This window comes from Candidatus Methanoperedens sp., from assembly GCA_027460535.1.
In the GTDB taxonomy this organism is placed as follows: domain Archaea; phylum Halobacteriota; class Methanosarcinia; order Methanosarcinales; family Methanoperedenaceae; genus Methanoperedens.
In genome coordinates this window covers 1-24,594 of the sequence record JAPZAR010000035.1, presented here as the reverse complement: position 1 = coordinate 24,594, position 24,594 = coordinate 1, and the positions used below count along the sequence as shown (strand labels likewise).

28 protein-coding genes are annotated in these 24,594 nt (G+C 42.5%); 13 read left to right on the top strand and 15 right to left on the bottom strand.

All coding sequences use genetic code 11. The features are described from left to right. A complete protein-coding gene (locus O8C65_15395; protein MCZ7358304.1) occupies window positions 1-435 on the bottom strand; it encodes a metal-dependent transcriptional regulator in 435 nt (144 codons plus the stop codon). Window positions 436-491: 56 nt separating this feature from the next. Then, window positions 492-1,136, bottom strand: a complete 645-nt coding sequence (gene cofC / locus O8C65_15390; GenBank protein ID MCZ7358303.1) for a 2-phospho-L-lactate guanylyltransferase — start codon at window positions 1,134-1,136, stop codon at window positions 492-494. Between the two features lie 256 nt (window positions 1,137-1,392). Here cofC and O8C65_15385 point away from each other — a divergent pair, with 256 nt between their 5' ends. The 4 genes from O8C65_15385 (at window position 1,393) to O8C65_15370 (ending at window position 4,745) form a co-directional block, all read left to right on the top strand. Further along, window positions 1,393-2,586, top strand: a complete 1,194-nt coding sequence (locus O8C65_15385; protein ID MCZ7358302.1) for an AIPR family protein — start codon at window positions 1,393-1,395, stop codon at window positions 2,584-2,586. Further along, the gene (locus O8C65_15380) at window positions 2,570-2,929 is read left to right on the top strand and encodes an HNH endonuclease (protein MCZ7358301.1); all 360 of its coding nucleotides are present in this window, start codon (window positions 2,570-2,572) and stop codon (window positions 2,927-2,929) included. Before O8C65_15385 ends, O8C65_15380 begins: the two co-directional genes overlap by 17 nt. Window positions 2,930-3,100: 171 nt before the next feature. Next, on the top strand, window positions 3,101-3,580 hold the full coding sequence (locus O8C65_15375; protein ID MCZ7358300.1) for an Lrp/AsnC family transcriptional regulator: 480 nt from the start codon (window positions 3,101-3,103) through the stop codon (window positions 3,578-3,580). Then, window positions 3,531-4,745 (top strand): aminotransferase class I/II-fold pyridoxal phosphate-dependent enzyme, encoded by a 1,215-nt coding sequence (locus O8C65_15370; GenBank protein ID MCZ7358299.1) that lies wholly within the window; start codon window positions 3,531-3,533, stop codon window positions 4,743-4,745. Before O8C65_15375 ends, O8C65_15370 begins: the two co-directional genes overlap by 50 nt. A 21-nt stretch (window positions 4,746-4,766) precedes the next feature. Here O8C65_15370 and O8C65_15365 read toward each other — a convergent pair whose 3' ends face one another. Genes O8C65_15365 through O8C65_15345 form a run of 5 tightly spaced genes read right to left on the bottom strand, consistent with a single transcriptional unit; the run spans window position 4,767 to window position 7,038 of the window. After that, window positions 4,767-5,684: a hypothetical protein gene (locus O8C65_15365; protein MCZ7358298.1), complete on the bottom strand. Its 918-nt coding sequence runs from the start codon at window positions 5,682-5,684 to the stop codon at window positions 4,767-4,769. A 51-nt stretch (window positions 5,685-5,735) separates the two neighbouring features. Continuing rightward, on the bottom strand, window positions 5,736-6,005 hold the full coding sequence (locus O8C65_15360; protein ID MCZ7358297.1) for a TIGR00304 family protein: 270 nt from the start codon (window positions 6,003-6,005) through the stop codon (window positions 5,736-5,738). Next, on the bottom strand, window positions 5,998-6,216 hold the full coding sequence (locus O8C65_15355) for a DUF131 domain-containing protein (GenBank protein ID MCZ7358296.1): 219 nt from the start codon (window positions 6,214-6,216) through the stop codon (window positions 5,998-6,000). Before O8C65_15355 ends, O8C65_15360 begins: the two co-directional genes overlap by 8 nt. After that, entirely contained in the window at window positions 6,213-6,773 is a 561-nt protein-coding gene (locus tag O8C65_15350; protein MCZ7358295.1) for a DUF366 family protein, read from the bottom strand. Before O8C65_15350 ends, O8C65_15355 begins: the two co-directional genes overlap by 4 nt. A gap of 13 nt (window positions 6,774-6,786) precedes the next feature. Further along, a complete protein-coding gene (locus tag O8C65_15345; GenBank protein MCZ7358294.1) occupies window positions 6,787-7,038 on the bottom strand; it encodes a hypothetical protein in 252 nt (83 codons plus the stop codon). Between the two features lie 265 nt (window positions 7,039-7,303). On the opposite strand from O8C65_15345, the gene O8C65_15340 reads away from it, so the two are divergent. The 5 genes from O8C65_15340 (at window position 7,304) to albA (ending at window position 11,416) form a co-directional block, all read left to right on the top strand. Beyond that, window positions 7,304-7,573, top strand: a complete 270-nt coding sequence (locus tag O8C65_15340; protein ID MCZ7358293.1) for a DUF4258 domain-containing protein — start codon at window positions 7,304-7,306, stop codon at window positions 7,571-7,573. After that, entirely contained in the window at window positions 7,570-7,794 is a 225-nt protein-coding gene (locus O8C65_15335; protein ID MCZ7358292.1) for a DUF2283 domain-containing protein, read from the top strand. Before O8C65_15340 ends, O8C65_15335 begins: the two co-directional genes overlap by 4 nt. 179 nt (window positions 7,795-7,973) lie before the next feature. Beyond that, window positions 7,974-9,251, top strand: coding sequence for an amino acid permease (locus tag O8C65_15330; protein ID MCZ7358291.1), 1,278 nt, complete (start codon window positions 7,974-7,976; stop codon window positions 9,249-9,251). A gap of 225 nt (window positions 9,252-9,476) precedes the next feature. Then, on the top strand, window positions 9,477-11,084 hold the full coding sequence (purH, locus tag O8C65_15325; GenBank protein MCZ7358290.1) for a bifunctional phosphoribosylaminoimidazolecarboxamide formyltransferase/IMP cyclohydrolase: 1,608 nt from the start codon (window positions 9,477-9,479) through the stop codon (window positions 11,082-11,084). A 62-nt stretch (window positions 11,085-11,146) separates the two neighbouring features. Continuing rightward, window positions 11,147-11,416, top strand: coding sequence for a DNA-binding protein Alba (gene albA, locus O8C65_15320; protein MCZ7358289.1), 270 nt, complete (start codon window positions 11,147-11,149; stop codon window positions 11,414-11,416). A gap of 6 nt (window positions 11,417-11,422) precedes the next feature. Here albA and O8C65_15315 read toward each other — a convergent pair whose 3' ends face one another. Both O8C65_15315 and O8C65_15310 read right to left on the bottom strand, forming a co-directional pair. Beyond that, entirely contained in the window at window positions 11,423-12,022 is a 600-nt protein-coding gene (locus O8C65_15315) for an amino acid kinase (GenBank protein MCZ7358288.1), read from the bottom strand. Next, window positions 12,019-14,688, bottom strand: coding sequence for a pentapeptide repeat-containing protein (locus O8C65_15310; protein MCZ7358287.1), 2,670 nt, complete (start codon window positions 14,686-14,688; stop codon window positions 12,019-12,021). The genes O8C65_15315 and O8C65_15310 overlap by 4 nt, the downstream gene beginning before the upstream one ends. A gap of 67 nt (window positions 14,689-14,755) precedes the next feature. On the opposite strand from O8C65_15310, the gene O8C65_15305 reads away from it, so the two are divergent. Next, window positions 14,756-15,784 (top strand): S-methyl-5-thioribose-1-phosphate isomerase, encoded by a 1,029-nt coding sequence (locus O8C65_15305; GenBank protein MCZ7358286.1) that lies wholly within the window; start codon window positions 14,756-14,758, stop codon window positions 15,782-15,784. A gap of 6 nt (window positions 15,785-15,790) precedes the next feature. On the opposite strand, the gene O8C65_15300 is transcribed toward O8C65_15305, so the two are convergent. Beyond that, window positions 15,791-17,890, bottom strand: coding sequence for an adenosylcobalamin-dependent ribonucleoside-diphosphate reductase (locus O8C65_15300; GenBank protein ID MCZ7358285.1), 2,100 nt, complete (start codon window positions 17,888-17,890; stop codon window positions 15,791-15,793). A gap of 181 nt (window positions 17,891-18,071) precedes the next feature. Here O8C65_15300 and O8C65_15295 point away from each other — a divergent pair, with 181 nt between their 5' ends. Continuing rightward, a complete protein-coding gene (locus O8C65_15295) occupies window positions 18,072-18,728 on the top strand; it encodes a hypothetical protein (GenBank protein MCZ7358284.1) in 657 nt (218 codons plus the stop codon). Window positions 18,729-19,146: 418 nt separating this feature from the next. Beyond that, window positions 19,147-20,307 (top strand): DEAD/DEAH box helicase, encoded by a 1,161-nt coding sequence (locus O8C65_15290; protein ID MCZ7358283.1) that lies wholly within the window; start codon window positions 19,147-19,149, stop codon window positions 20,305-20,307. 107 nt (window positions 20,308-20,414) lie between these two features. Here O8C65_15290 and O8C65_15285 read toward each other — a convergent pair whose 3' ends face one another. From O8C65_15285 to O8C65_15270, 4 genes are all read right to left on the bottom strand, one after another. Continuing rightward, on the bottom strand, window positions 20,415-20,633 hold the full coding sequence (locus tag O8C65_15285) for a hypothetical protein (protein MCZ7358282.1): 219 nt from the start codon (window positions 20,631-20,633) through the stop codon (window positions 20,415-20,417). A 277-nt stretch (window positions 20,634-20,910) separates the two neighbouring features. After that, the gene (locus O8C65_15280; GenBank protein MCZ7358281.1) at window positions 20,911-21,426 is read right to left on the bottom strand and encodes a M48 family metallopeptidase; all 516 of its coding nucleotides are present in this window, start codon (window positions 21,424-21,426) and stop codon (window positions 20,911-20,913) included. Between the two features lie 108 nt (window positions 21,427-21,534). Beyond that, window positions 21,535-22,188, bottom strand: coding sequence for a hypothetical protein (locus O8C65_15275; protein MCZ7358280.1), 654 nt, complete (start codon window positions 22,186-22,188; stop codon window positions 21,535-21,537). A gap of 73 nt (window positions 22,189-22,261) precedes the next feature. Then, a complete protein-coding gene (locus tag O8C65_15270) occupies window positions 22,262-22,633 on the bottom strand; it encodes a transcriptional regulator protein (protein ID MCZ7358279.1) in 372 nt (123 codons plus the stop codon). 125 nt (window positions 22,634-22,758) lie between these two features. Between O8C65_15270 and O8C65_15265 the strand changes: the two genes are divergently transcribed. Next, window positions 22,759-23,490: a SagB/ThcOx family dehydrogenase gene (locus O8C65_15265; protein ID MCZ7358278.1), complete on the top strand. Its 732-nt coding sequence runs from the start codon at window positions 22,759-22,761 to the stop codon at window positions 23,488-23,490. A gap of 669 nt (window positions 23,491-24,159) precedes the next feature. Here the strand turns inward: O8C65_15265 and O8C65_15260 are convergent. After that, on the bottom strand, window positions 24,160-24,594 hold a 435-nt coding region (locus O8C65_15260), incomplete at its 5' end, for a hypothetical protein (GenBank protein MCZ7358277.1).

Below are 24,594 nucleotides of genomic sequence, written 5' to 3'. Positions count from 1 at the left end.
TCAGCCACCTCCCGGACAGCAACAGCAAGTGTCGCGACTTATACTGGTTCCGCATGGACTAAGGTCTGGGTGAGAGAAATTCTTGCAAAGTGTGTCCACCACATCTTTCGTGACAAAATATTCGAATCTTCCAGCAGCTTCGCATGCGGTTTTTGTATCCATTCCCATCCCTACCAGCATGCATACTATAAGTCCATGCCGCCTGTTTAAGAATTCTACGTACTTGATACCTTTTTCTGTAAGAGAACAGCCATGATAAGGCGTATAGGTTACCAGATCTGTTTTTGCGAGTTCGAGCAATATCTTGGTTGTCGTGGAAGGATCGACTTTGAACTCATCGGATATCTCGGTAGTCTTTGCCTTTTTCTTCTCCTTAAGGAATTTCAGGTAGTCTATCTTTTTGGGGGATAGTTCCAGTCCATTTATACCTTTCACATTTCTAAATTTGGAGAGACTCCAAATATAGTTATCGATTAGGTATTAATAACGATTTATAGCCTTTTTACCCCAACTCTGCCACCATTTTCCTCTTCCGCGATTGTGAATCCAAGCTTTTTGAGATAACGTGCCGCATGTCCTGTTCCATGAAGTAGAATCTCTGTAAGATCAGCGACTTCATCAATATCCGTGCTCATGTTAAACGAGTCAAAAACCTCAATTTCAATGCCACTTCGGGCTGCGATCTCCTTGTGCTTGGAGAAACTTGCGCCATAATAGTCCACATGGAAACTTGATGGGTCCCGGATAAACAGGGCATTGGTACCCCCCATCCTCCCAGGTACGATCACAACATCGGCAGGGGATGCTGCAATTTCCTTGATGTTATTTGTTGAAACAAGCGGAATGTCTGCCATTATAATAAGGACAGGTTCGTTCATCGAGTGCGAGGACATTTTTTCGAGGTATTCGTTCAATGCCTCGTTCAGGCCTTTTTCGGTCAATACTATATTGGCTTTCTCAAAATCGATTATTGAAGTCGAAAGGATGTCAATTGTATCGAAACATCCTGATCCCAGCAGGGCGTCCGTCACGTCGGAGAGCATTGCCAGCGCAAGCTCTTCGCGCTCTTTTTCGGAGAGTATCGCGGATAACCTTGATTTGGCATTGTTTTTTTTGAACGGGATGACTGCCCTCATATCCCCCTAAGAGACAGGTTATTTCGATAAAAAGCTTTGGAAACAGGTTTCAAGAAACAACAAATCAGCAAACACACCACTTTCAACTTGGAAATGGGCCGATGCTTCGTATCGGTGGCGCATATCGCCTTAATTTTTATTTTTGAACAATCATTATAAAAAATATGACAAAAATATTATATGACCAAAACTTATTAAAGTAATAAAATACATTCAAAGACCTAATATAAAATATAATTATAAATGAAGGGATATAATGCCATCAGGTACAAGGTCTACCCCAACAGAAGTCGAGATGGATTTTATAGAATATAAAACGTATGATGTACCAGGTTATCCACGAATGTACACTTTTTTCATAAAAGGTAGTGATTATTTAGATTTACCGTTGGATGCTAATGTTAGAGAACCATCGGAGAAATCACAACCTTATAAGGATATGATAAAAACGTTAAAGACAGCCCCTATTGATTTTTTACTACAAAACGGGGGAATTGATGTAATCTCAACTAAGGTGACGGTGACTGTAAATAAAAAAAATAAGACCGTCAAAATAAATTTTCCTCCTGGAACAGGAATCGTAAATGGAGGGCATACACAACTAGCCCTTTTGGACACAAAGAAAGAACAAGATATTTCGAAGGCTGTTGTACGCTTGGATGTTATTGAACAGGAATTTTCACCTGAAAAGCTTGCAATGATTGCTGCAAGTAGGAATACAGCTTCTAACGTAAAATCATATTCTGTTGCTGAAAAACGGGGATATTTTGCAAAGATAAAACTTTCAATGAATGCTGATTTTGAAAAACATATCATTTGGTTTGAAAATCGAAAAGTACCTAATGATAGGGGACTAACCGCTGTTGACCTTATTGCACGGTTGAATCTATTTAATATTAAATCCTATCAAAGTAATTGGCATGATGGGACGGAACAACCAAATAAATCTGCAACAAGCAAAAATGCAACATTCAATTATTGGCTGGGGCATCAAAATGAATTTTTACATACGTATCCATTAGTTAATGATATTATTAATTTAGAAGAGCATATTCTCACAACTTTTCATGACTCTGCGCCACGAGGTTTTACAAACCTCGGTGTAATAACGAGTCGAAAAGATAATCCAAGAAAAACAATATTTTTGGGCAAAGATATCATCTGGGATTTGCCAATACAATTTCTGCTGCCCTTATTGTCAAGCTTTCGAGGAGTAGTGAAATACGATGAAGCGAGTGAAAGGATTGGATGGTATGAAAAACCAGAAAAAATTTTTAACCGTATAGGAAACCAACTACTTCAAGAAATAACGAGGACGTACAAGAACCACCATAATCAAATAAACCAGATGAGTAAAGATCCGAATTTGTGGAGAATTTTATTTGATACTGTTGATAGGAACATCGCTCCTAAAACCAGTGAGTGGATTATGTATGGTATCCCGAAATAGTCAGGAGAGTGAAAAAGGGATTAATTTATGTGGAAATGCTTGCGTTATTTGCGGATGGAATAAGAAGGACTATAATGGTCGTTTATTAGTTGAAGGCGCGCACGTCAGACCTCTTAAAAATAAAAAAGATTATGATAAATATGATAATATAATAGCACTTTGTCCTAATCATCATACAGAATTTGAGTGTGGTAATATCGCTATAGACTATTCAAAACGAATTTGCCTTCATCGCGATATCGAGGAAGAATATCACAATAAAACAATTTTTGGAAAAATAGATCATATTCAGGCTGGGTATTTTGATTTCCATATGAAAAATATTTTTAAAGCAAAATTTTGAAACCCCTAAAGCCACGCCTGTGCCAGTATTCAATTCCATAATTGTGATGCAGGTCTATGATTTCTAACGGATGCAACTCCAGGCGTTCACCTGCGTTTATAATTTCCTATCGTTAAAAACAACACAAAGCCTATTAACCCTTAAAGCATAGAAAACAGGCGAGGCACGACTATGAAAGAAATACTGGAAATACTGGAAAGCGACCCGAGGATCGGACATAAAGAAATCGCGACCATGACGGGAATTACGGAAGCTGCCGTGGCCTCAAAGATCAAAGAGATGGAAAAAAAGGGGATTATAAGGAAGTACAAGACAGTTATCGATTGGGAAAAGGCAGGCGAGGAATACGTGTATGCCATTATTGAGCTAAAGGTCGCCCTTCGATCACGGACCGGGTACGACGCCATAGCCGAGCGTATCGCCAAGTTCCCGGAGGTCAGGTCGGTACGGCTTATTTCCGGGGATCACGACCTATCCCTGACAGTCCGCGGAAAGTCCATGAAAGACGTGGCTTTTTTTGTGGCTGAAAAAATAGCCACGCTTGAGCAGGTGCAGGGGACTGTAACGCATTTTGTGCTGCGCACTTACAAGGAGGACGGCGATGTCTTATTCGAGAAAGAGCGCTCAGAACGCCTTGCTGTATCCCCGTGATGTCATGCCCGGAAAATTCGTTTGCGAGAAGGTAAGGAACATACCTCCTTCCGGGATAAGGAAATTCTTCGACCTTGTCCTTGAGATGGATGGAGTCATATCACTTGGAGTGGGAGAACCGGATTTTGTCACACCCTGGCATATCAGGGAGGCGTGTATCTATTCGCTTGAGAAAGGGTTTACGTCATATACTTCAAATTATGGTTTGCTTGAATTGCGCGAGCTGATATCAAAAAGCTACATGACCGAACATCAGATCGACTATGACCCGGGAAACGAGATCCTTGTCACAACAGGCGTGAGCGAAGCGGCTGACCTGGCATTCAGGGCGATAATCGACCCCGGGGATGAGGTCATAATCCCGGAACCGTGCTATGTTTCCTATAAACCCAGCGTATCCCTTGCGGGCGGCAAACCTGTGCCCGTCCCCACCAATCAGGATAATGAGTTCAGGGTCACGGCAGAGCAGATAGAAAAGAGCATCACAAAAAAAACCAAGGCTCTTGTTTTAAGTTATCCCAATAATCCCACAGGTGCTGTCATGCGGAAAAACGACCTCGAAGAAATCGCGGATGTTGTCAATGAAAATGATCTTGCGGTGATCTCGGACGAGGTGTACGGGAAATTGACATATGACGGCGCTCATACCTGCTTCTCTTCGCTGGGGGGGATGAAAGAGAGAACCATTGTACTGAACGGTTTCTCAAAATCGCACGCCATGACGGGATTGCGGCTGGGCTTTGCCGCAGGAAGTGAGGATTTGATCGGCGCCATGACCAAGATCCATCAATATGCTATGCTCTGCGCGCCAATAACAGCCCAGATGGGAGCCATAGAAGCCCTTAAGAACGGAAACGCGGAAATGCAAAAGATGGTGAGGGAGTACGACAGGAGGCGCCGCCTGATAGTAAGTGGACTGAACAGGCTCGGGCTTGAATGCTTTGAGCCTAAAGGAGCGTTCTACGCTTTTCCAAGCATAAAAAGCACGGGTCTCTCTTCTGAAGAGTTCGCAGGAAGGCTTTTAAAAGAGCACAAAGTCGCGGTTGTACCGGGCGATGTATTCGGAGATTGCGGTGCCGGGTATCTCAGGTGTTCTTATGCAACGTCTCGCGAGGATCTCGCAGAAGCGCTTTCCCGGATAGAAGCTTTCCTTGAAAGACTTTAATTCGTGAACGCAGCATGCGGTTTATTGATCGCTTTTGTACTTTTCGAGATCGTTAGGGTGCGCCAGAAGCTCGTTGAAATATATCTTCTTGCCAGTCCTGGACATATAGAGGCGGACCCACCACAGCGTTGTCAGGGGAGGGATGACTAAAACGCTCAGCAGAACATTGATAAGTTGCCATATTACATTCATCACAGGAACGACCCTCGTTACCTCTCCGATAAAAGTGAGAACAATTACTATAATCCCTATGATCAGCCATAGCAGGAATACATCAGACTTGTTCTTTGTAAAAAACCCAAATCCTGCGGTTATGCCTTCAACAGCCCCGAGATTTTCTATTACCAGCGCATAGCTGTAAACGGCCAGGACAAGACTTATTATTATCGCATAAAGTGCCCATAAGAGAACCCCGGCCTTGAGTAACATGACAGCCCCGGTGTTTGATTCTAATGAAAAATTACTAAGGTCAATTTTCATCGCCCCAGGAACAATAAAAACGATACCTGCCAGTGCAAGCAACCCCACCAGGATTTGGGCAAGATACAGGTTCACCACGTTCTTCTTTCCTGCTTCCATCATGGTGGATAGCTCAGACCTTCCGGCCTCAGTGGCTTTCTGTGCCATTCCGATAGCTCCTGCTGTAAAAAAAGACTGGAAAAACGTGGCTATCAAAAAATAGATAATTATCAATAAAACGATATCAGAAAGGTGCTGGCTTATCAGTGGTAGAATGATCAAAATGAGCTGTTCCGGGGTGTGGGCGTTCTCAAGAGAGGATAATGAAGAACCAAAGATGTAAAAAAATCCACCCATAATTATTATGACAGTCAACAGGCCAGTTACAACAGCATTAAGAATAAACGGAATAATCAGGTTGAGGTTCTTTGTATAGGTTTCCATGCTATTGCTTAGGATTTTCTTAATTTCTTCCACCATTTAAATTACCTCGACCATCTAATGATTTTATTGCTCATTAATGTATTCATGTTATTTCATTATCACTAACGCCACCAGCACTATCGCAAGTATCATGGCAATTATAACATATCGCCTGTCTGAGCCGAAAACAATGGGTATCGGCCCGATCAATATCACACCACCCCCTTTTACCCTCTCTTCTTTGAAACCTTGATCTGAAATCCTGCCCTCTGTACCTGCGCTTTCCCTCGAGGATCTCATGATACCATAAGCAACGAACAAAAATCCCAGTAGTATCAAGGCAATACCAATCGAAATAAGGTAAGTCCAGTCAGGCATTTCTCCTCCGGAGCATAACCAGCATCAGGAGCAAACCGATGATCATCGCAACAATCGTCATCCCCGGCGATGTGCCAAAGGCTATTGGTATGGGGCCTATCATGATGAGTCCGCCAAAACCTGTATTCCCGGCCGAAAATACCGACCCCAGGAAAACCAGAACAAAACCGATAAGTATCAGAGAAATCCCTAATCTGGTTATATCTGTCATAGGCTTTTCGTTTTGGCAATATCTCCTTCAATATCCTCAATTTCATGGACGAATTTTTCGGCTATCCCGTGGGCAATTGTTTTCCAATCTTTAATCCCGAAATCCAGAAGGGCTGATGTTTTTACATCGGCAGGTGTTCCTTCTGTGGTGATGTTTATCCCGCAATGTATTTTTTCACTCGCCACGCCTGCACTGGCTATGCTCACGGTAAGTTTTTTTCCATTGACGAAGAGGTCATCGCCGTTCCTCGTTGTTTCAATCCCATGCTTTTCCAGAACATCCCTGATGCAGACAACCAGAAGGCGCTGCATGTAGTAGGCAAGGCGCATGCTTGCCGGGGAGTCGAATCTCTCCACAATGATATGGATGAGATCATCTCCCTGGATCGTTTTCCCGGCTTTCCTGTCCTCAATGTCTTTCATGTTATCGAACGTCACGTCCATGGGGCCATGAAAGCACACGATGGAATCACCTTTTATCCCAATGCCGTATGCCCAGAGCGGAGCTATCTGGGAGCCGTCGTATTCTATTGTATCGGTGAGAATTTTAAAGATCATAATTATTGCCTCCTTATTCCTTTCTCATCTTCAAAAAAGCAAGATTCGCATCACATTTGTCGATCAGACTTCGTAATCCGCTTCCTTCCAGTTCTTCAAAGATATTCTGCGTCTGAAACTCTAAATCCTTTGGCGAAGGCTCTTTCCTGGGCCTGGACGCCCATTTGGGGCGCGCGGCGTCGCGCTGCTTTTTCTTTTCGGCGCCGTACTGCAGGCGTTCTTCCTGGATTTGCCAGTCGGGATTCTGTGGGAGCTCGGAGGACATTTTAATAAAACTTTATTGTTTTTCACATATAAATAATACAGTTTTTTGAGATAAGATGTATTGCAGCTAAAATTTCAATCAAAAATAATATAGTCTAATAATCTGTTATCAGTCTGCAATGCAAAAAAATACATATCCCTGGAGAAAATTAAAGGGAAACTCTAGGAAAACAATATTTGAAATCCTTAATTTCAAGAATATATAATTAAATAATTACATTATAATACATAGTTATTGAAGTGATAGCCTCAATGCAGGTGAAAAAATGAAAATTGTTTTTTCCGAACATGCACTTTTTGAAATGGAAATCCGCAAAATCAAGAAAGAGGATGTAGAGCGAATTATCAAACATACTTTGCAGAAAATACCTTCCAAAAAGAATAGAATTATTATGCAGGGAAGATATTATGATAATAACGAAAAAAAGGAAATGTTACTTCGAATAATCGGTGAAAAGTTGAAAAATGCATTTCATGTTATTACTATTTATAAAACATCAAAAATTGAAAAATACTGGAAAGAGGATTTGAAATGAAGATAGTATATGACCCGCAAACAGATTCACTTACTTTGATTTTAAGGGAAGTAGCTGTTAAAGAAAGCGATGAGGTCAGAGAAGGTCTTATCGTGGATTATGGGGAAGATAACAAAGTTGTGGCAATAGAAATGCTTGACGCATCTGAAAATATTTCCGAACCGCAGGCTTTTCTCTACGAAATCAAGGGAAAAAAGCCAAAGCATAAGGCAATTGCATAAATCTGGAAGACGGTCCTCAATTGTAGTTTCAAGAAAAAAATCGACGGTCGATTCAAATAAGATCGATCTGACGATCATGCCCAGATACCAGCCGCGGCCTCTCACGGCACGTTTCAGGCTCCCTGCGCTCGATGCAGGGAGTAGCAATAAATAAATGACAATGAAAGATTAAAGACTCTATGACCCAGAAAGTGGAACTGAAACGCGAACTCGGGCTTCTCGAAGTGACCCTTGCGGGAGTGGGCATAATCCTCGGCGCGGGCATATACGCGCTCATAGGAAAAGCCGCAGGACTCACCGGGAACTCCGTGTGGCTCTCGTTCGCCATATCAGCATTGGTGGCAGTATTTACCGGATTGAGCTATGCAGAGCTTTCCTCCATGTTCCCGAAAGCAAGCGCGGAGTACGAATACACTTCGAATGCCTTTGGAAAGAAGCTCGCATTCATTATCGGCTGGTTGATTATCCTGAGCGCCGTAATTGGTGCGTCAACGGTGGCACTTGGATTTGGCGGCTACTTCAATGCCTTTTTTAAGGTTTCATCTGCCACTTCCGGATTTTTTCTTATAATCGCTCTTTCCTTCCTCCTGTTCTACGGAATAAAAGAATCTGCATGGTTCGCTATCATATCCACACTCATAGAGACCGCAGGACTTCTCATCGTCATCTTTATAGGTCTCCCTTATTTCGGAAAGGTCGATTATTTCGATATGCCTTTGGGTCTTCCCGGGGTATTTCAAGCAGCAGCGCTCGTATTTTTTGCTTATACAGGATTTGAGAGTATTGCCAAGCTCTCGGAAGAAACGAAAGCTCCTGAAAAAACGATCCCGAAGGGCCTGATTTTGTCAATAATTATCAGTATCATCCTGTACGTATTGGTGGCAATTTCAGCTGTCAGCGTTGTGGGATGGGAAAAGCTTGCAAGCTCGCAGGCGCCCTTTGCGGAACTGGCGTATGCCGTTTTTGGAAGCAAAGGATTTATTCTCTTATCCGTGATCGCCCTTTTTGCAACCGCCAATACGGTCCTCATGATGCTGCTTGGCTCATCCCGGATAATGTATGGAATGGCAGATTCTTCCACTCTCCCGAACATACTTGCCAGAGTGCATCCTTCCCGCAGGACCCCGTGGGTTGCAATACTGATCACGATGATATTATCGCTGTTATTTATTTTTGCAGGTGACATCGCTTTCGTCGCCAATGTGGACAATTTCACGCTGTTCGTTACATTTTTTGTGATCAATGCCGCCATGATAGTACTGAGGTACAAGGAACCCGATTTAAGAAGACCGTTCATGGTTCCCCTTTCAATAGGAAAGTTCCCTGTGCTGCCCCTTTTCGGAATTCTATTCTGTATCTTTATGATTTCACAGCTTGAATTAAAAGTCCTGCTAACAGGGATAATACTTGTCGTGCTAGGCGGGCTGTTTTCTCTTGTGGAAATGAAAAAAGGTTGATTCTACAGATTCAGCACATCGATTTCAATGATATCACCGGCCAGTTTGCTCCGATCAGGCATGAATCGGAATACTTCAGGCAGGCAAAGCATTACCTTCACTGGCGGGCCCCGGTTAAGTGATGTAACCTAATTCCAATTATGGTATTTATGGGCTTTTCCACAATTATGCACACTTTAGAAAAGCTTATACCTTCCTTTTTCTATTCACATAAGGTGATGTGTTCTGGAAAAGAAAGCTTTGATCAGCGTTTCCGATAAGACAGGCATAGTTGAATTTGCCAAAGGGCTTGCAGGGCTTGGTTTTGAGATTATTTCCACCGGTGGAACATCACGATTTCTAAAAAATGCCAGAATAAAGGTAAAAGATGTATCTGAAGTGACCGGATTTCCGGAAATGATGGACGGGAGGGTGAAAACGCTTCATCCAAAGATCCATGGGGCTATTCTTGCATTGCGGGATAACCCAGTTCATGTGAAGGAAGCCGAAGATGAAGGCATTGGCTTCATCGATATCGTGGCCGTGAACCTGTATCCTTTTGAGAAGACCGTGGAACAGGAAAACGTGAGCCTCGAGGAAGCCATTGAAAACATAGATATCGGGGGACCTGCCCTTGTAAGGGCGGCCGCAAAAAATTGCAGGTACGTTGCTGTAATAACTGACCCGGAAGATTATCCTGAAATCCTGAAAGAACTTGAAAATGGGGAGTTGAGCCTGAAGACGAGAGAACGTCTTGCTGTCAAGGCTTTCAGGCGGATAGCTGATTACGATTGCGCCATCGACACATATCTGAGCCGGCAGTTGACCGGTGAAGATATACTCCGCCTCAAGTTCGTTGAGGGGAAGACACTCCGGTACGGCGAGAACTGGCATCAGGGCGCAAAATTCTATAAAGAGCCTGGAATGACCGAGCCCTCCGTGGGGAATGCAAGACAGCTTCATGGAAAAGCCCTCTCTTACAATAACTATGTCGATGCCGAGAGCGCACTGAACGTGGCGCTTGAATTCAAAGACCTTATTGCCGTATCTGTGGTAAAACACACCAACCCCTGCGGATTTGCGACCGGGAGAACGCTCCTTGAAGCTCTTTCAAGAGCATGGGACGGGGACCCTGTCTCATCGTTCGGCAGCATCATATGCATGACCCGGGTTCCCGATCTTGAGACAGTGGAATTCCTGAAAGGAAAGTTCGTGGAACTGGTCATTGCCCCTGGATTTGAAGATGATGCACTCCTTTTCCTTAAAAACAAAAGCAAAGACATGAGGATACTTGAACTCTCCATGGAAGACGGAACCCCTCTCCCGGACATGTATCACTATATCGTGGGAGGAATGCTTGTCCAGTCAAGGAACCGGGGATTGTACGCAAAATGGGATGTCGTCACAGAACATCCTTTCCCGGATGAGAAAAGAGGGCTTGCAGAATTTGCACTGACCGCCTGCAAGCATACAAAATCCAACGCGGTCGTCATCGCACGGGAGTATGAAGAAGGGTTTTACCAGATACTGAGCATAGGCGCAGGGCAGCCCAACAGGGTGGATGCGATAAAGAAACTTGCCGTCACAAAGGCTGTGGAGAACCTGAAAATTTTTTATGAACGTGATAAACCAGAGATATCCGAAGAAAAGTTCATAAAGAATATCATGGGCGAATGTGTCATGGCAAGCGATGCTTTTTTCCCTTTCGACGACAGTATCATTTCTTCGGCTGAGAACAATATCAGATACATTGTATCTCCTGGGGGGTCGATAAGGGATAATGAAGTGATCACAACCGCGAACAGGCTTGGGGTTTCACTTGTATTCACCGGAATGAGGCATTTCCTGCATTGAACTTTCGTTAAGTTTATGTACAGGTATCGTTATTCTTCTTTAGCAAATCGAGAGGAGGCAGTATGTCAGAGGATAATGTAGTGTTTGTTGGAAATAAACCAGTGATGAACTATGTTCTCGCAGTGGCCACAGAGTTCAATAACGGCGCCAAGATAGTCACTATCAAAGCCAGAGGTAGGGCAATATCAAGAGCTGTAGACGCTGCTGAGGTCGCAAGAAATAGATTCGTAACAGATGCTAAAGTCAATGACATCCGGATTGGCACGGAAAAAATTGCTTCCGAAAGAGGAGAGTCCAATGTCTCCACTATTGAAATCGAAATGAGTAAATAGAGCTTCTCAACCTTTAATAATCGTCCCTGCTGCATCACCCGAAAAAGCCCTGCCCAGTCTTCCGGGGCAGTTACCATTGATTATCTCGCAATTCATTTTATTCTTCATGAGAAAAACAGGAAGCTCTGCATCCACACAGGTTTCTTTCCCTGTGATTTCACGCGCGGAAATTTCCTTCACCAGCATGCCATTGAGATATATCCCATCCACATCCGTGGCTTTTATGAACCTTGCATTTAGTTGAAGGGCGACCCAGGCGGCGATCGTGTCTGATGTGACATCCCAAGTATGTCGGAGTTCATCAATCTTTTTCAGAATGTTGTAGGGGAGAAGAATATACGTACCTGAACCTTCTATATCCAGGTTATCAATGAGTTTCGCATCGTTTCCATCAGATAAGAAATAACCATATTGTTCCATAGCGAGGACAGCCATCCAGTGGGAAGCTTCCTGCGAGGCTTTCACACTTCTCACTGTATCTGCGAAGATGGAGCCGCCAGGGACTATCAATATCGTATCCTTGCTTTCGTTAGAATAATCTATTATCTCCTTTATGAGTTCTTTTACCCTGTGCATAAGGCTTCCGCCGAGTTTCAGGACAATCATTTTTTTGCTTTACCAGGAATGGCAGAGGCAGGTTCTGAACCAGAATAGATATTGCGGTAACGCTCATTTTGTTTGATAATTATATCCCTTAATCCCTTATCTATATCATCCAGAGCTCTCTTTATTTTGGCTTCATCCTGGGGATCTTCATCCATAACCAAAATCACATCTCTTGCATTTGTATTTTCATTGACTTTAATTCGTGTGGTTTTTATTTTTATCAATGTTGCATACGACAGGTCTGTTCCGGATATATCTGCACCAATAAGAGATGCATTGGAAAGATCTGCATAATAAAAGTCTGATCCGGAGAGCTTCGCATTAGAAAGGTTTGCATTTGAAAGGTTTGCATGTTGAAGTTTTGCATTGAATAGTTTGGCGTCTATCAGGATGGCTTTGGAGAGGTTTGTTTTATTCAGGTTAGTTTCAATTAGATCTGTATTGGAGAAATCCACATTTGAAAGATCCAACCCAGAGAGATCAGATTTGCCTATTTTCGCTCCTTTAATTTTCGCTCCGGAAAGGGTTTGTATTTCAGTGAATTTTATATCATTAAGCTCTGCATTGTTAAGTACTATTCTTGAAAGGTCTCCATAGAGTGTTGAACCGGAGAGTTTGGCTCCCGTGAGGTCTGCTCCGGTTAGGATTGTACGAGTGAGGTCTTCAGGGAGCTTAGTTTTAATGAGGTTTGCATTAGAAAGATCTGCTCCACTGAGGGGTACATTAGTGAGGTCTAATCCAGAAAGGTTTGCATCTGAAAGTTTCGCGTCTGTTAGGTCTGCATTAGAAAGATCAGCACCCGATAAATTAGCCCCTATGAATTTATTTTCACCACCGAGGGTCCCAGTGAGTGTAGCTTTTGAAAGATTTGAATAAGAGAAATCAGAAAGGCTTAGGTACGCCTCAGTGAGATTTGCTCCATTCAGGATAGCATAACTGAAATCTGCATTTGGAAGTTTTGCGTTTTTCAGAATCGCTTCTGAAAGATTTGCCCGGATAAGAACCGCATATGCAAGACTGGCTTTAGAAAGATCTGTTCCAATAAGTATCGCACCTGAAAGATCTGTATGCACGATATTTGCTTCTACCAATTTTGCTTCAGAAAGGTCTGTTTTAATAAGTTTTGCACCCGAAAGATTCGCCCCATTTAGATTCATTTTATTTAAGGAAAGCCCGCTTAAATCTTTCCCTTCCAAACTCATACCTTTCTTTATTGCTTCCTTAACTTTCTCAAGTGTCCAGGTTTCTTCCACACCTGTTTCTATTGTTGTTTTTGTTTCTGTTACATTGCTAAGATGAGTTACCTTTTTGATGATATCTGTATCACCTTCTTTTAGAGTCCCTGGATATGGGAATACCCATATCAATTCTTTAATTGAATCATTCCAAAAGGGGTTTAGCTCTTTGGGAGGTTCGTCTTTTTTCCCGGACTTCAGGCTCTCCACATAATCATGGCTCTTGATCAGAAGACCCGGATTTTTAATAACCTCCTTTCTGAAATTTTCAAAATCAGAATTGCTGCTGCTGCTTATAATTTGCCATTCTATCAGCAGCGCATCAAATGTTTGCTTGATATCCTCTTTGACAATATCCTTCATTTCAGGAATTATTTCAGCCAGGTTTTGCTGGAATCTTATGGCATTGATAAAGCGTTTGATCTTACGCGGATTCCTTCCGATCCCATTTATAATCATATCGTGATACTCTTTATACGATTTTTTCTGATCAAGATCATCTATAAATTCTTTTAACTTATTTTCCATTATAGGCGGGAGCATAAAACTCAGTTGAATTATCTTTTCCAGATATTCTTCACCATTGATCGGAACTTTTATGCCTCCTAATGTGAAATCTTTATATTTGATTCGTACTCCCTCGCGGATGACATTCCTGTCTATGCCTAAAATAAAGATACAGCCCTCTACATCCAGAAACAGCTTGATGGCTTCCATAACTTCTATTGCTTTATCAGGAACACATCGATCCAGGTCATCAATAAATACTACTGCTCTCTTATTATGTTGGATATAATGATCCCTGATTATCTCCCGGAAGGTTGACTGAAATTGCTCAAGCTCTCCAATTTTTTCTATATTTGTGATGATTTTCTCATGATGTAATGATTCTGCTATTTCTATAATTGCATCTTTATCAACACCTTTTTCAAATAATTTCGCCAATCCTTCCCCTATGATGGGAACCGTTGAAAGGCCAAGCTTAAGAACCCCTTTGCTAGCTTTGCCCAGATCAAAAGTCAAAGAGCCGGGATCTTCGCGATAAACGTCCTTGTAGAGACTTCTCTGAAGATCCTTTAGTCTTCGATTCAAGATTTTCTCGTCCTTTTTTTCGCCCTTAGTCTCTAGTTCCTGCAGTATTCGAGTCAGAAGAGCGCGCGAGATAACATCCTCTTTATCATATTTCCATGCATTGAACCAGATAGTCTGGGCAGAGTGGCCATCTTTCACATTTTCGATCTTCTTCTTCAAAGTTTTCATCAGGCTTGTTTTCCCGCTTCCCCAATCGCCAAATATACCTATGACGAGCGGTGTGTTCGTATCCTCATGGAGGATTATTCCTGCCAGAGCATCCGAATAGTCGTCAAAATTAAAAAATGTTTCATGGTCTATCGGTTGATCGTTCAGTATCCGAATTTCGTTATTTACCATGCTCCTCTGAGGTTAAACATAATGGCAGTACTTAAATATCTGACGGCTCGATATAAACCCGATTTCAATGAGGACAATAGACTGGGATGATAAGAAAAGCAATATTGTCATGATTGACCAGACACTTCTCCCTGCGGAGTACTTGGTGATCGAATGCAATAGTATCGATTCTTTATGCGAGGCAATTATCAAGCTGCGCATAAGAGGTGCTCCAGCTCTCGGAGCTGCAGGTGGGTTCGGTATCGCGCTCGCTGCGCATAAAAGCAGCGCATCTTCATTGGAAGGATTAATGAATGACCTCGAAGCTGCCGGAAAAACTATCACAGGAACGAGACCAACTGCCGTGAATCTCTCCTGGGGAGTAAAACGCGTTATCAGGGCGGTCGAGGATGCCAGGAATATTAAAGAGGCAAAAATGTTCGCCCTTGATGAAGCAAAAGCAATAGCCGATGAGGATGTGGAAAAGAACAAGCAAATGGGTGAACACGGAGCTTCTCTTCTTGAGGACGGGGATACTGTAATGACACACTGCAATGCGGGCAGGCTTGCCTGCGTGGACTGGGGTACTGCCCTCGGGGTCATCAGATCGGCCCGCGAGCAGGGAAAAGATATCAGAGTCATCTCATGCGAGACGCGACCCCTGAACCAGGGCAGCCGCATCACGACGTGGGAGTTGATGGAAGATAAGATACCTGTCACGCTTATCACCGACAGCATGTCGGGCCATGTGATGCGAAAAGGAATGGTGGACAAGGTCATTGTGGGCGCGGACAGGATCACCCAGGATGCTGTGTTCAATAAGATAGGAACGTATACCCATTCCGTCGTCGCAAAAGAGCACGGGATACCGTTTTATGTTGCTGCACCAGTATCCACGTTCGATTTTGAGCACCTTGAGGATGAGATCGAGATCGAACTTCGAAAACCTGATGAGTTAAGGTATTTTGGAACACACCAGATAGCGCCGCTGGATGTGGAAGTTTATAATCCGGCATTTGATGCCACACCCATGGAAAATGTGAATGCCATTATCACGGAGAACGGCATTTTTTATCCGCCATTCCTTGTAGATGAAGTAAAGATCAAGAATTATTAATGCCACCTATACCGGGCACACAGGTGCAGGACAGCCACCGGCATATTCTTCATCGGCGGACACGAACTTGTCAATAGAATCCCCAAGGTACAGCACCTGCTGCTCCTTACTGCCGTACCTGTAAACCGTTATTCCCTTACACTTTAATTGATAAGCGAGGGTGTATGCTTTTTCCACTTCCTTTATGTCAACGTCATGCGGGAAATTTATGGTCTTGGAAACGGCGTTATCAGAATATTTCTGGAAAACAGCCTGCATCCTGACATGCCACTCGGGCGCAATATCAAAAGCCGTAACGAACACGCGCTTCACGTCCCCTGGCACTTCATTGATATCCGCAAGCGTCCCTGTTCTCGCTATCTTCATCATTAGCCCCTCGCTGTAAAATCCCTTCTCCTTTGCCACAGCTTCAAAATAAGGATTCACTTCAAGGAGTTTTGTGCCTTCCATCACATTCCGGACAAAAGAAACCGCAAAAAGAGGCTCGATGCCGCTTGAGCAGCCTGCGATTATGCTAATAGTACCTGTGGGCGCTATCGTGGTCACTGTAGAGTTACGAATGGCCTCCTTATAGATGCTGCCCGGGAAATTGGGAAAGGCACCACGCTCATTCGCAAGTCTTTCAGAAGCGGCATGGGATTTTTCATGGATGAACCTCATTACATCTTCCCCGGTTTTCAGGGCCTCTTCAGAATCGTAGGGTATCCTGAGTTGCACCAGCATATCGGCAAAACCCATGACGCCAAGGCCAATCTTCCTGTTCGCCCGCGTGATCTCTTCCGTCTGCTGAAGCGGGTATCTATTGACGTCTATCACATTGTCAAGGAACTTTACCGCGATATTCGTGATCTTCTCAAGCTTTTCCCAGTCGATGGCGCCATCCTTGACCATTTTAGCAAGGTTGATCGACCCCAGATTGCAGGATTCATAGGGCAATAATGGTTGTTCACCGCAAGGATTCGTGCTCTCCATCTCCCCGATATGAGGCGTGGGATTATGACGATTTATCTCATCGATGAAAACGACACCGGGATCGCCTGTCCTCCAGGCCATTGTAATTATCAGATTCCATATTTCCCTTGCTCTCACTTTCTTTACCACCTCACTGTTCCTGGGGTTTATTAACTCATACATGCCGTCCTCCGCAAGAGCGTTCATGAACTTATCATCCACGGCTACAGATATATTGAAATTCGAAAGGAATCCTTCCCTCGTTTTCGCTGTTATGAACTCGATGATATCAGGATGATCCGCCCTGAGTATTCCCATATTGGCGCCGCGCCTTTTGCCTCCCTGTTTTATTATATCCGTGGTCGTGTCGAAAACACGCATGAAAGAAACCGGTCCTGAGGCCACCCCTTTCGTGGATTTCACGATATCCCCGGCCGGCCGGAGCCGTGAAAACGAGAAACCTGTCCCGCCGCCTGATTGCTGGATGAGCGCCATGCTCTTAACAGCATCAAAAATGCTCACTAGCGAGTCCTCAACAGGAATGACAAAGCAGGCAGAGAGCTGCCCCAGGTCCGTGCCAGCGTTCATGAGCGTGGGTGTATTGGGGAGAAAATCAAGATTTATCAGCATGTTCAGGAATTCATCTTCCAATTCAGGGTCAAGGGCAATGGCCTTAGCGATACGCCGGAAAAGTTGCAGAGGTGTCTCCATTACATTCCCGTTCTCATCTTTTAACAGGTATCGCTTCTTGAGAACCCTGACTGCATTAATGCTCAATTTCAGCTCATCCCTGACACCGAGGAATTCCTTGGCTTTCCTTATCTGGGCGCGCTTCTCTCTGTACAGGATGTAGGCCTTGGCGACGCCGGTGTAGCCGTTTTTGATCAAGATTTCTTCGACTATGTCCTGGACATCCTCGACCCCGGGTATTCCCGGAATCCTTTCCTCAAGGATTTTCACTACCTGGTTCGCTATGTCCTCTGCTCTCTTCCCATCTTTGGTTTTTGTGGCGATGAAAGCCTTGAAAACCGCATTTGCTATCTTTGATCTGTCGAATTCTACAATCCTTCCGTCCCTTTTGCGGATTTTATTGACTATGGTTTTGGCCCCCTCTGTGAATTTAGTTTTAAACGCAGACGCATGATTTGCTTTCAATTTATATATAATAATTTATGTCATTGTGTATTAAAAACTTTGGCCTTGATATTGTTGTCACTTCACCCTACAACCTAAGAAATTCAACTGGTAACGGAATGAAAGATGGAAGAGGTGGAAAGTGGTCTAATGCTGCTTTATCAAATGGCAATGGTAATAACGATGACAATATATATCCTCAGTGATAGTAGTAGATACTATAATGTCTAATCTAAGGTTCAAGATAATAATCTTTGGTATAATTTTTACGTTTATTCTTGTATCATCAACAGCAATTCTTTACATGGAAGGTGCTTTTGCCAATAATTTAGAGACAAGAACTTATTCAGGCAATGCAGGTAATTTAGGAGGAGAACCTATCCAAACTTCATATAGCGGAAAAACGTTTACGATAAGTGATATTTATGAAGCATACACAATAATCCCAGTAGCAAATTATGAAATATCCGCAAAGGTAGTAAGCACAGCCAATTATAACCATGACAAACTTGGAATATCGCCTGTGGATTTATGCGTTGTATGGGGTAAAATAGTAAACGATAGCAATATTGTTTACAGTCAGGGCGGTAGAATATGCTCATATCGATACACTGGCACGGTATCGGATGACATAACATCCCATATGTCAAATAACCATATCATTCCAGCAAATGATTCTATCGCAAATGCAATTAAAAGTATTAAAACAAATGATGTAGTAACTATTAAGGGCTACTTAGTTGATGTGACCAAAACATATATTGTTGGTGATGGTAAATGGATGTGGAAAACAAGCCAAACAAGATATGATACGAGAGACGGTTCTTGCGAAATAATTTACGTTACCAGTGTTTCTTAATCAGATATTAACGGCTTTGCGGATATCTTTGAGTTTCATCGTTGGAAGGTCTAAGTATTCCTCTGTCGCCATTGAAACTATGTTATGTTTGTTTAAATGTACTCACAAAATCGATGTATGCCATATCTATACGTTGCAGCGGTCTTGGGTTTAAGGCTACATATCCAGGTTAAACAGACAATGTCTTTATCTACATTGAGTTTCATGATTAGTCCTGCTAAACTATAAATAATAGTTGTTTAGCAATAGGTGAATAAACTTTTAAGCAGTAAATTAATCTAGACTTTTATAAAGTTGTGCTTATAGCTCTTAATTGTTCCTAATATATAAATTAAAGAGGTTAATAAGAAACAGCATCACGCTTTTTCAAAAAAATAATATGGAAAGTTTTAAAGATCTGGGCATAAGTGAGCCCGTTTTGAAATCAATAAAAGATGAGAAGTTTGAGAATCCCAGTGAAATACAGGAAAAATCGATCCCTCTGATACTTGCAGGGAAAGACGTTATAGCCGGGTCTGCAACAGGCTCCGGAAAGACGCTTGCATTTGCTTCCGGTATAATAAAAAGTTCCGAGAGGGGAAATGGTATCCAGGCTCTGGTCCTGACTCCCACAAGAGAACTGGCCGAGCAGGTTTCAAAGGCTCTGGCGAAATTCTCAAAGTACAAACCTTTAGCGATCATTGCGGTCTATGGAGGTGTGGGGATCAATCCGCAAATCCAGGGATTGCGGACCGCAGATGTTGTGGTGGGAACACCCGGCAGGATACTTGATCACATCGCAAGAAATTCTATTCGATTGGGCAAAGTGAAAACCCTTGTTCTTGATGAAGCAGACCGGATGTTCGATATGGGCTTCAAGGATGACGTGGAGAAAATAATCAGAAAATGCCCCCAGGACAGGCAGACCCTTCTTTTCTCGGCAACCATCACAAAAGACGTTGTCAGGCTCGCCCAGAGGCACATGAAAAAACCGCTCCAGGTTTCCGTTGATTCCTATGTCGACCCCAAAAAACTGATTCAGACTTATTATGATGTCGGCGAGGATCTAAAGTTTTCATTGCTTGTGCATCTGCTGAAGCATGAAAACTCACGCCTTGTTATGGTATTCTGCAACACGAAACGAAATACCGATAAAGTTGCAAAAAACTTGAGATTTGCAGAAATAGATGCAATGGCCATTCATGGCGGATTGCCACAGGGAAAAAGGAACAATGTGATGGATCGATTCCATTCCGGAAAATCCTGTATCCTTGTATGCACTGATGTGGCTGCAAGGGGACTTGATATCCAGGGTGTATCCCATGTTTACAATTACGATATTCCACGTGAAAGCAAGCAGTACATCCACAGGATCGGAAGGACTGCAAGAGCAGGAGCAGAAGGAAAGGCCATAAATATTCTTTCAAGCAAGGATTATGATAACTTTTCACAGGTATTGAAGGAAAATGATGTGGAGATCAAGGAAGAGATATTGCCTGTCCTTGAGAAGGCTGTGATAAGGAACCCTGAGAGAAGGATGAATAAGCCCATTGTGAGAAGAGGGCAGCAGCAGCATAACAGGCGCAGACGGTTGTATTAGTCAAAAATACCTGCACTGGCGGGAGAGGTGGATCGTTCCGAAGGATACCGCAGGTGGCGCGCCATTTGTCTACCAGTGGAGCGTCTGCCTCTGCTACTAACCCATTTCTACACTTTCATTGTTTTTTCAATTCGCTTTGCCTTGCGAAGCACATCTTCAAGACTCATTTTTTTAGTAATGTCCCTGAGTTCAGCTGTTGCGTCTCCTATTCTCGGAGTTATCGCCTGAAGATATATTAGATACTCTTCTGCGCTGAGCTCCCTTTTCAGTATGTTGAATACCTTCTCCATTATTTTTGGGGTTTCTGCTGCGGCAGCTTCAGACATATTACACGCATCTTTTCTTTGTTTTTCAACTAAATATAATCATCTTATTTTGACCTTGGAGGTGCTTTTATACGGGCCGTTCTGATTTTATTTAATCACGCTAATTAAAGTCCGGCGCACCTGTTAAAAATCAGCATATCTAAATTACATTTCACAAGTTTTGATCAAAAACTATGCATGAAAATGTGACTTTCTCAATAGGCATGACGCCGATAAGCGCAGATACAGGCAATCTGTGTTCATGAGAACCCATCCTCACGCACGCACCATGATTCCTTCAATCACATCCATTGCTTCCATTCTCTTCCCCCTCCATGCCTTTAGCTATCAGGAAACCTCTTGCCCTTTCTGTATATTTATATTCTCCAACCTTTTCCCAGAAGGCTCTTGAATGATCCGGATACACAAGGTGAGTCATCTCATGCATGATCACATAGTCAAGGACCCATCCTGGCATGTCAAGGAGCCTGTGAGATATTCTAATGGTGCCTCTGTTGGGTGAGCAGCTTCCGTTGTTCTTTTTCTGGTTTGTAACAAATTCGATGGAGTTGACCCTGAGCCTACCCTGGAAATATTTACTGTTGAACTCATCAAATCTTTTCTTAAGTTGATCATCTTTATTGATCCTGGTCTTAAGATTCTTTTTCTCCATTTTTTGTTTCATTTTCTCTATGAGCTTTCTCTCCTCTTCACGGTGCATTCCAAGAGGGAGATATAATAAAAGAGTCTCTCCGGCCATCTTTGCCTGAATGGTCTTTTTTCTGTCCGGGCTTCTGATGATCTTAACTTCCATATGTTAACACCCTATACACTGGCAGGGTATAAAACTGATTTCGAAGGGCCGCTTGTGGCGCGACTCAAGATATGCCCTTTGTTGTCCTTGTTTTTTTCATGAATAAGATCATGGCGATTTTACAACCGCTGTCAACTTTAGCATCGCAACAATGACAGTTACAGCCAGCAAAGGAATCATCGCAACTGAAAGGGCTGCACTTAACCAGAAGAATACATTGTTCAGATAGACAATGTTGATACCAAAGTAGTTCAATGCGAAGATCACCGCCACAACAATAATTAGACCCGGAAGCATGCTTTTTATGTCTGTTTTGCTGGGTGCTGCACCAGCTCCCAGCGTCAGTGCAAGGTAAAGAAAAACATATGTTTTCCAGCTCAAATAATCCAGGCCAGTGATAAAAGAAAAAGTTCCGTCGAGCAAAAATCGTGTCTCTGCAACTATGTCAAAGGAACCTGCCGGAAGATCAAAATGCACTCCAAAGTAGCTGCTTATAAGAAGCAGTATTGCCGGACATCCGATCAACGGAGCGACTGATATGGCAGCATTTCCAATGAATGGTATCTTTGGAGCGGTATGTTCTACATGCCCTAAAGTGTCCCCCGACGGCATGACGCTGAATTTTGTTATGTGTGCACCCATGAGCAAAGCCACTATTGCGTGACTGATCTCATGTATTATCGTTCCCGGCAGCATAAGAACAACGTACAAAGTTGATGACGACAGGGAACGATGTAGATATCCCGAAATCAGATAGAGCACAATTGCCTGGAGTAGTATGATATACATATTTATTTGAATAAGGCAAGTACTATCCTGATCTTGAGTTGTAAGGTCATTCTTTCCCCAGCTCTTTCAGCCGCTCGATCGATATCATTGCATCATTAATAGCTTTTTTCTGCTGTTTTTCAAGATGGGAGATTATGTCCTTAAACCCGACTTTAAGAGAGTATACCTTATTCGGTCTTCCTTTGCCCGGCTTCTTTTCTTCACGCTCGCCTATCCAATCATGTGGGTTCAACGCCTTCATGGCTATACTGACTTCAGGCTGGCGCAATCCCGTAGCTCTCTCAAGCTCAACAGATGTAGCAGCATCCACTTTTTGAAGATATGTCAGGGTTCTGGCAACAGGTCTGCTCATGCCTAAGGAAATGAGTATTTCCGCTATTTCCTGGTCATCAGGTGGGTTAATTTCATGGGTTCTCATAAGGATTCCTGTATTATATTTCAGGGTAAGATATATTTAAATCATATTAATCTTTCGATAGCAATATTTCGGGCTCACAAAAAACAAATATAGCATTACACTATAATAAAAGGGAGTTGAAATTGATGAGTACCATCGGAAAAGAATTTATGGAAAAAACGAAGTTCCAGTATCTTGACAGGTCTGACCAATCCAGTAACTTGCCCCAGCCCCCATTAGAGCGGGAATATGATGCATCAAGACCAGTTATTGATCTTCCCAAGCATGAAAATATCAAAATAAGAAGCCTTGACCTGAGACAGGCAATTGAAGGTCGAAGAAGTATACGCAAGTATTCACAGGAACCATTGACAATTGAAGAACTTTCATATTTACTGTGGGTTACACAGGGAGTGGTTCACGTTACACCTGGTGCAACTTTCAGAAATGTGCCTTCTGCAGGTGCAAGACATGCACTTGAAACATATCTGCTTATCAATAATGTCAGCGATGTTCCAGAAGGCATTTACAGATTTCTTGCTATTGAGCACAAACTGGTGGAAATAAATACGGATCCTGACATAGCTGACAAGGTGACAGAAGGCTGTTTAGGACAGGATTTTGTCAGAAAAAGTGCTGTGACTTTCATCTGGATAGCAGATGCATATAGAATGAAATGGCGGTATGGGGAAAGAGGATACAGGTATCTTCACCTTGACGCGGGACATGCCTGCCAGAACCTGTATCTAAGTGCAGGCTCTGTTGATTGCGGTGTATGCGCCATTGCAGCCTTTTCAGATGATTATATGAACGATCTGCTTGAGCTTGATGGAGTGGAACAATTTGTAATATATATTGCAACTGTGGGGAGAAAATAAAGTGCAGAAGCATTGAGGGGAAAGGAAAATAACCACGTGATCTAATTTGAAGAAATAAGAAAAATAATAAACTCAACTCCGATAGTACAAATTATTCGCGCGCGTTATTGGGGGTGAAAAATCCTGGACAAAACAAGTAGACAACAAACTACTAAAATTAGTGACACGCAGAAATGCGACTTAATGATGTAAAAATCTTTAACTCTATTCAAGCATAGACATGAACACTATATACGGGCCTTGCACTGGGTTTTGGATAACTGCGACAAGCACCCGTTCTGATGCTTCCACAACAACCAACCAACACAACGTCTAAAATATTATGTCGAATCTCAATTCTATATCTTCAATTATTTCAAAAACTTTTTTTGGGGGCAGGAATGTTAGTTGAATTAAATTTCAAGATACAAAAATTCAATGTTAATTGATTTTCAAAGAAAATCTTATATAGTTCCAAAGCAAACACTACTTTCAATGAGGGAGTACGTGAAAGGAAATAAAGATCATGTCTGTTTTATAGATATTAAATTACCATAATAGGAGGAAAAAAAGATGATGCATAGTAAAATAATTAAATTATAAATAAATTTACCTATTGTCTAATTTATACCGCATAATGGAACGAAAGAAAATCATTCCAATTCCAAATACGGTCTGAGAGAAATTCAATCATGGCAGGTGTTGAATCATCGTGTATCGTATCCATAAAGTTCCAATGGAATTGAATGAGTTCCGTTGCATTTCTGAGCCGTGATTTCTTTTTAGAATAGCACTTTGTTTTTCTAACCAGTCTTCCGATACACGTTCACTCATGATTCCATTGAAATTCTCAATATTGGTGGTTTCAATATCTTCCGTATCAGGATTTCCGAAGATTGTTCTTTTTCTTTTGTCAACTACTCTTCCGTTTTCTCTAATTTTCACAATTTGTCCATAATCAATACAAGTGTCAGCATAGTATTCAGGAAGAGTGAATACATAATCATCGTTTCCATCTGAAAAAATCTGGATTTTATTATTTGGGAATGGGAGTTCCACTCTTGAGAAGAGTTTTTCGATCATTTCTTTGCAGGTTTCCTGAGTCCATTTTCCGATAGAATACGC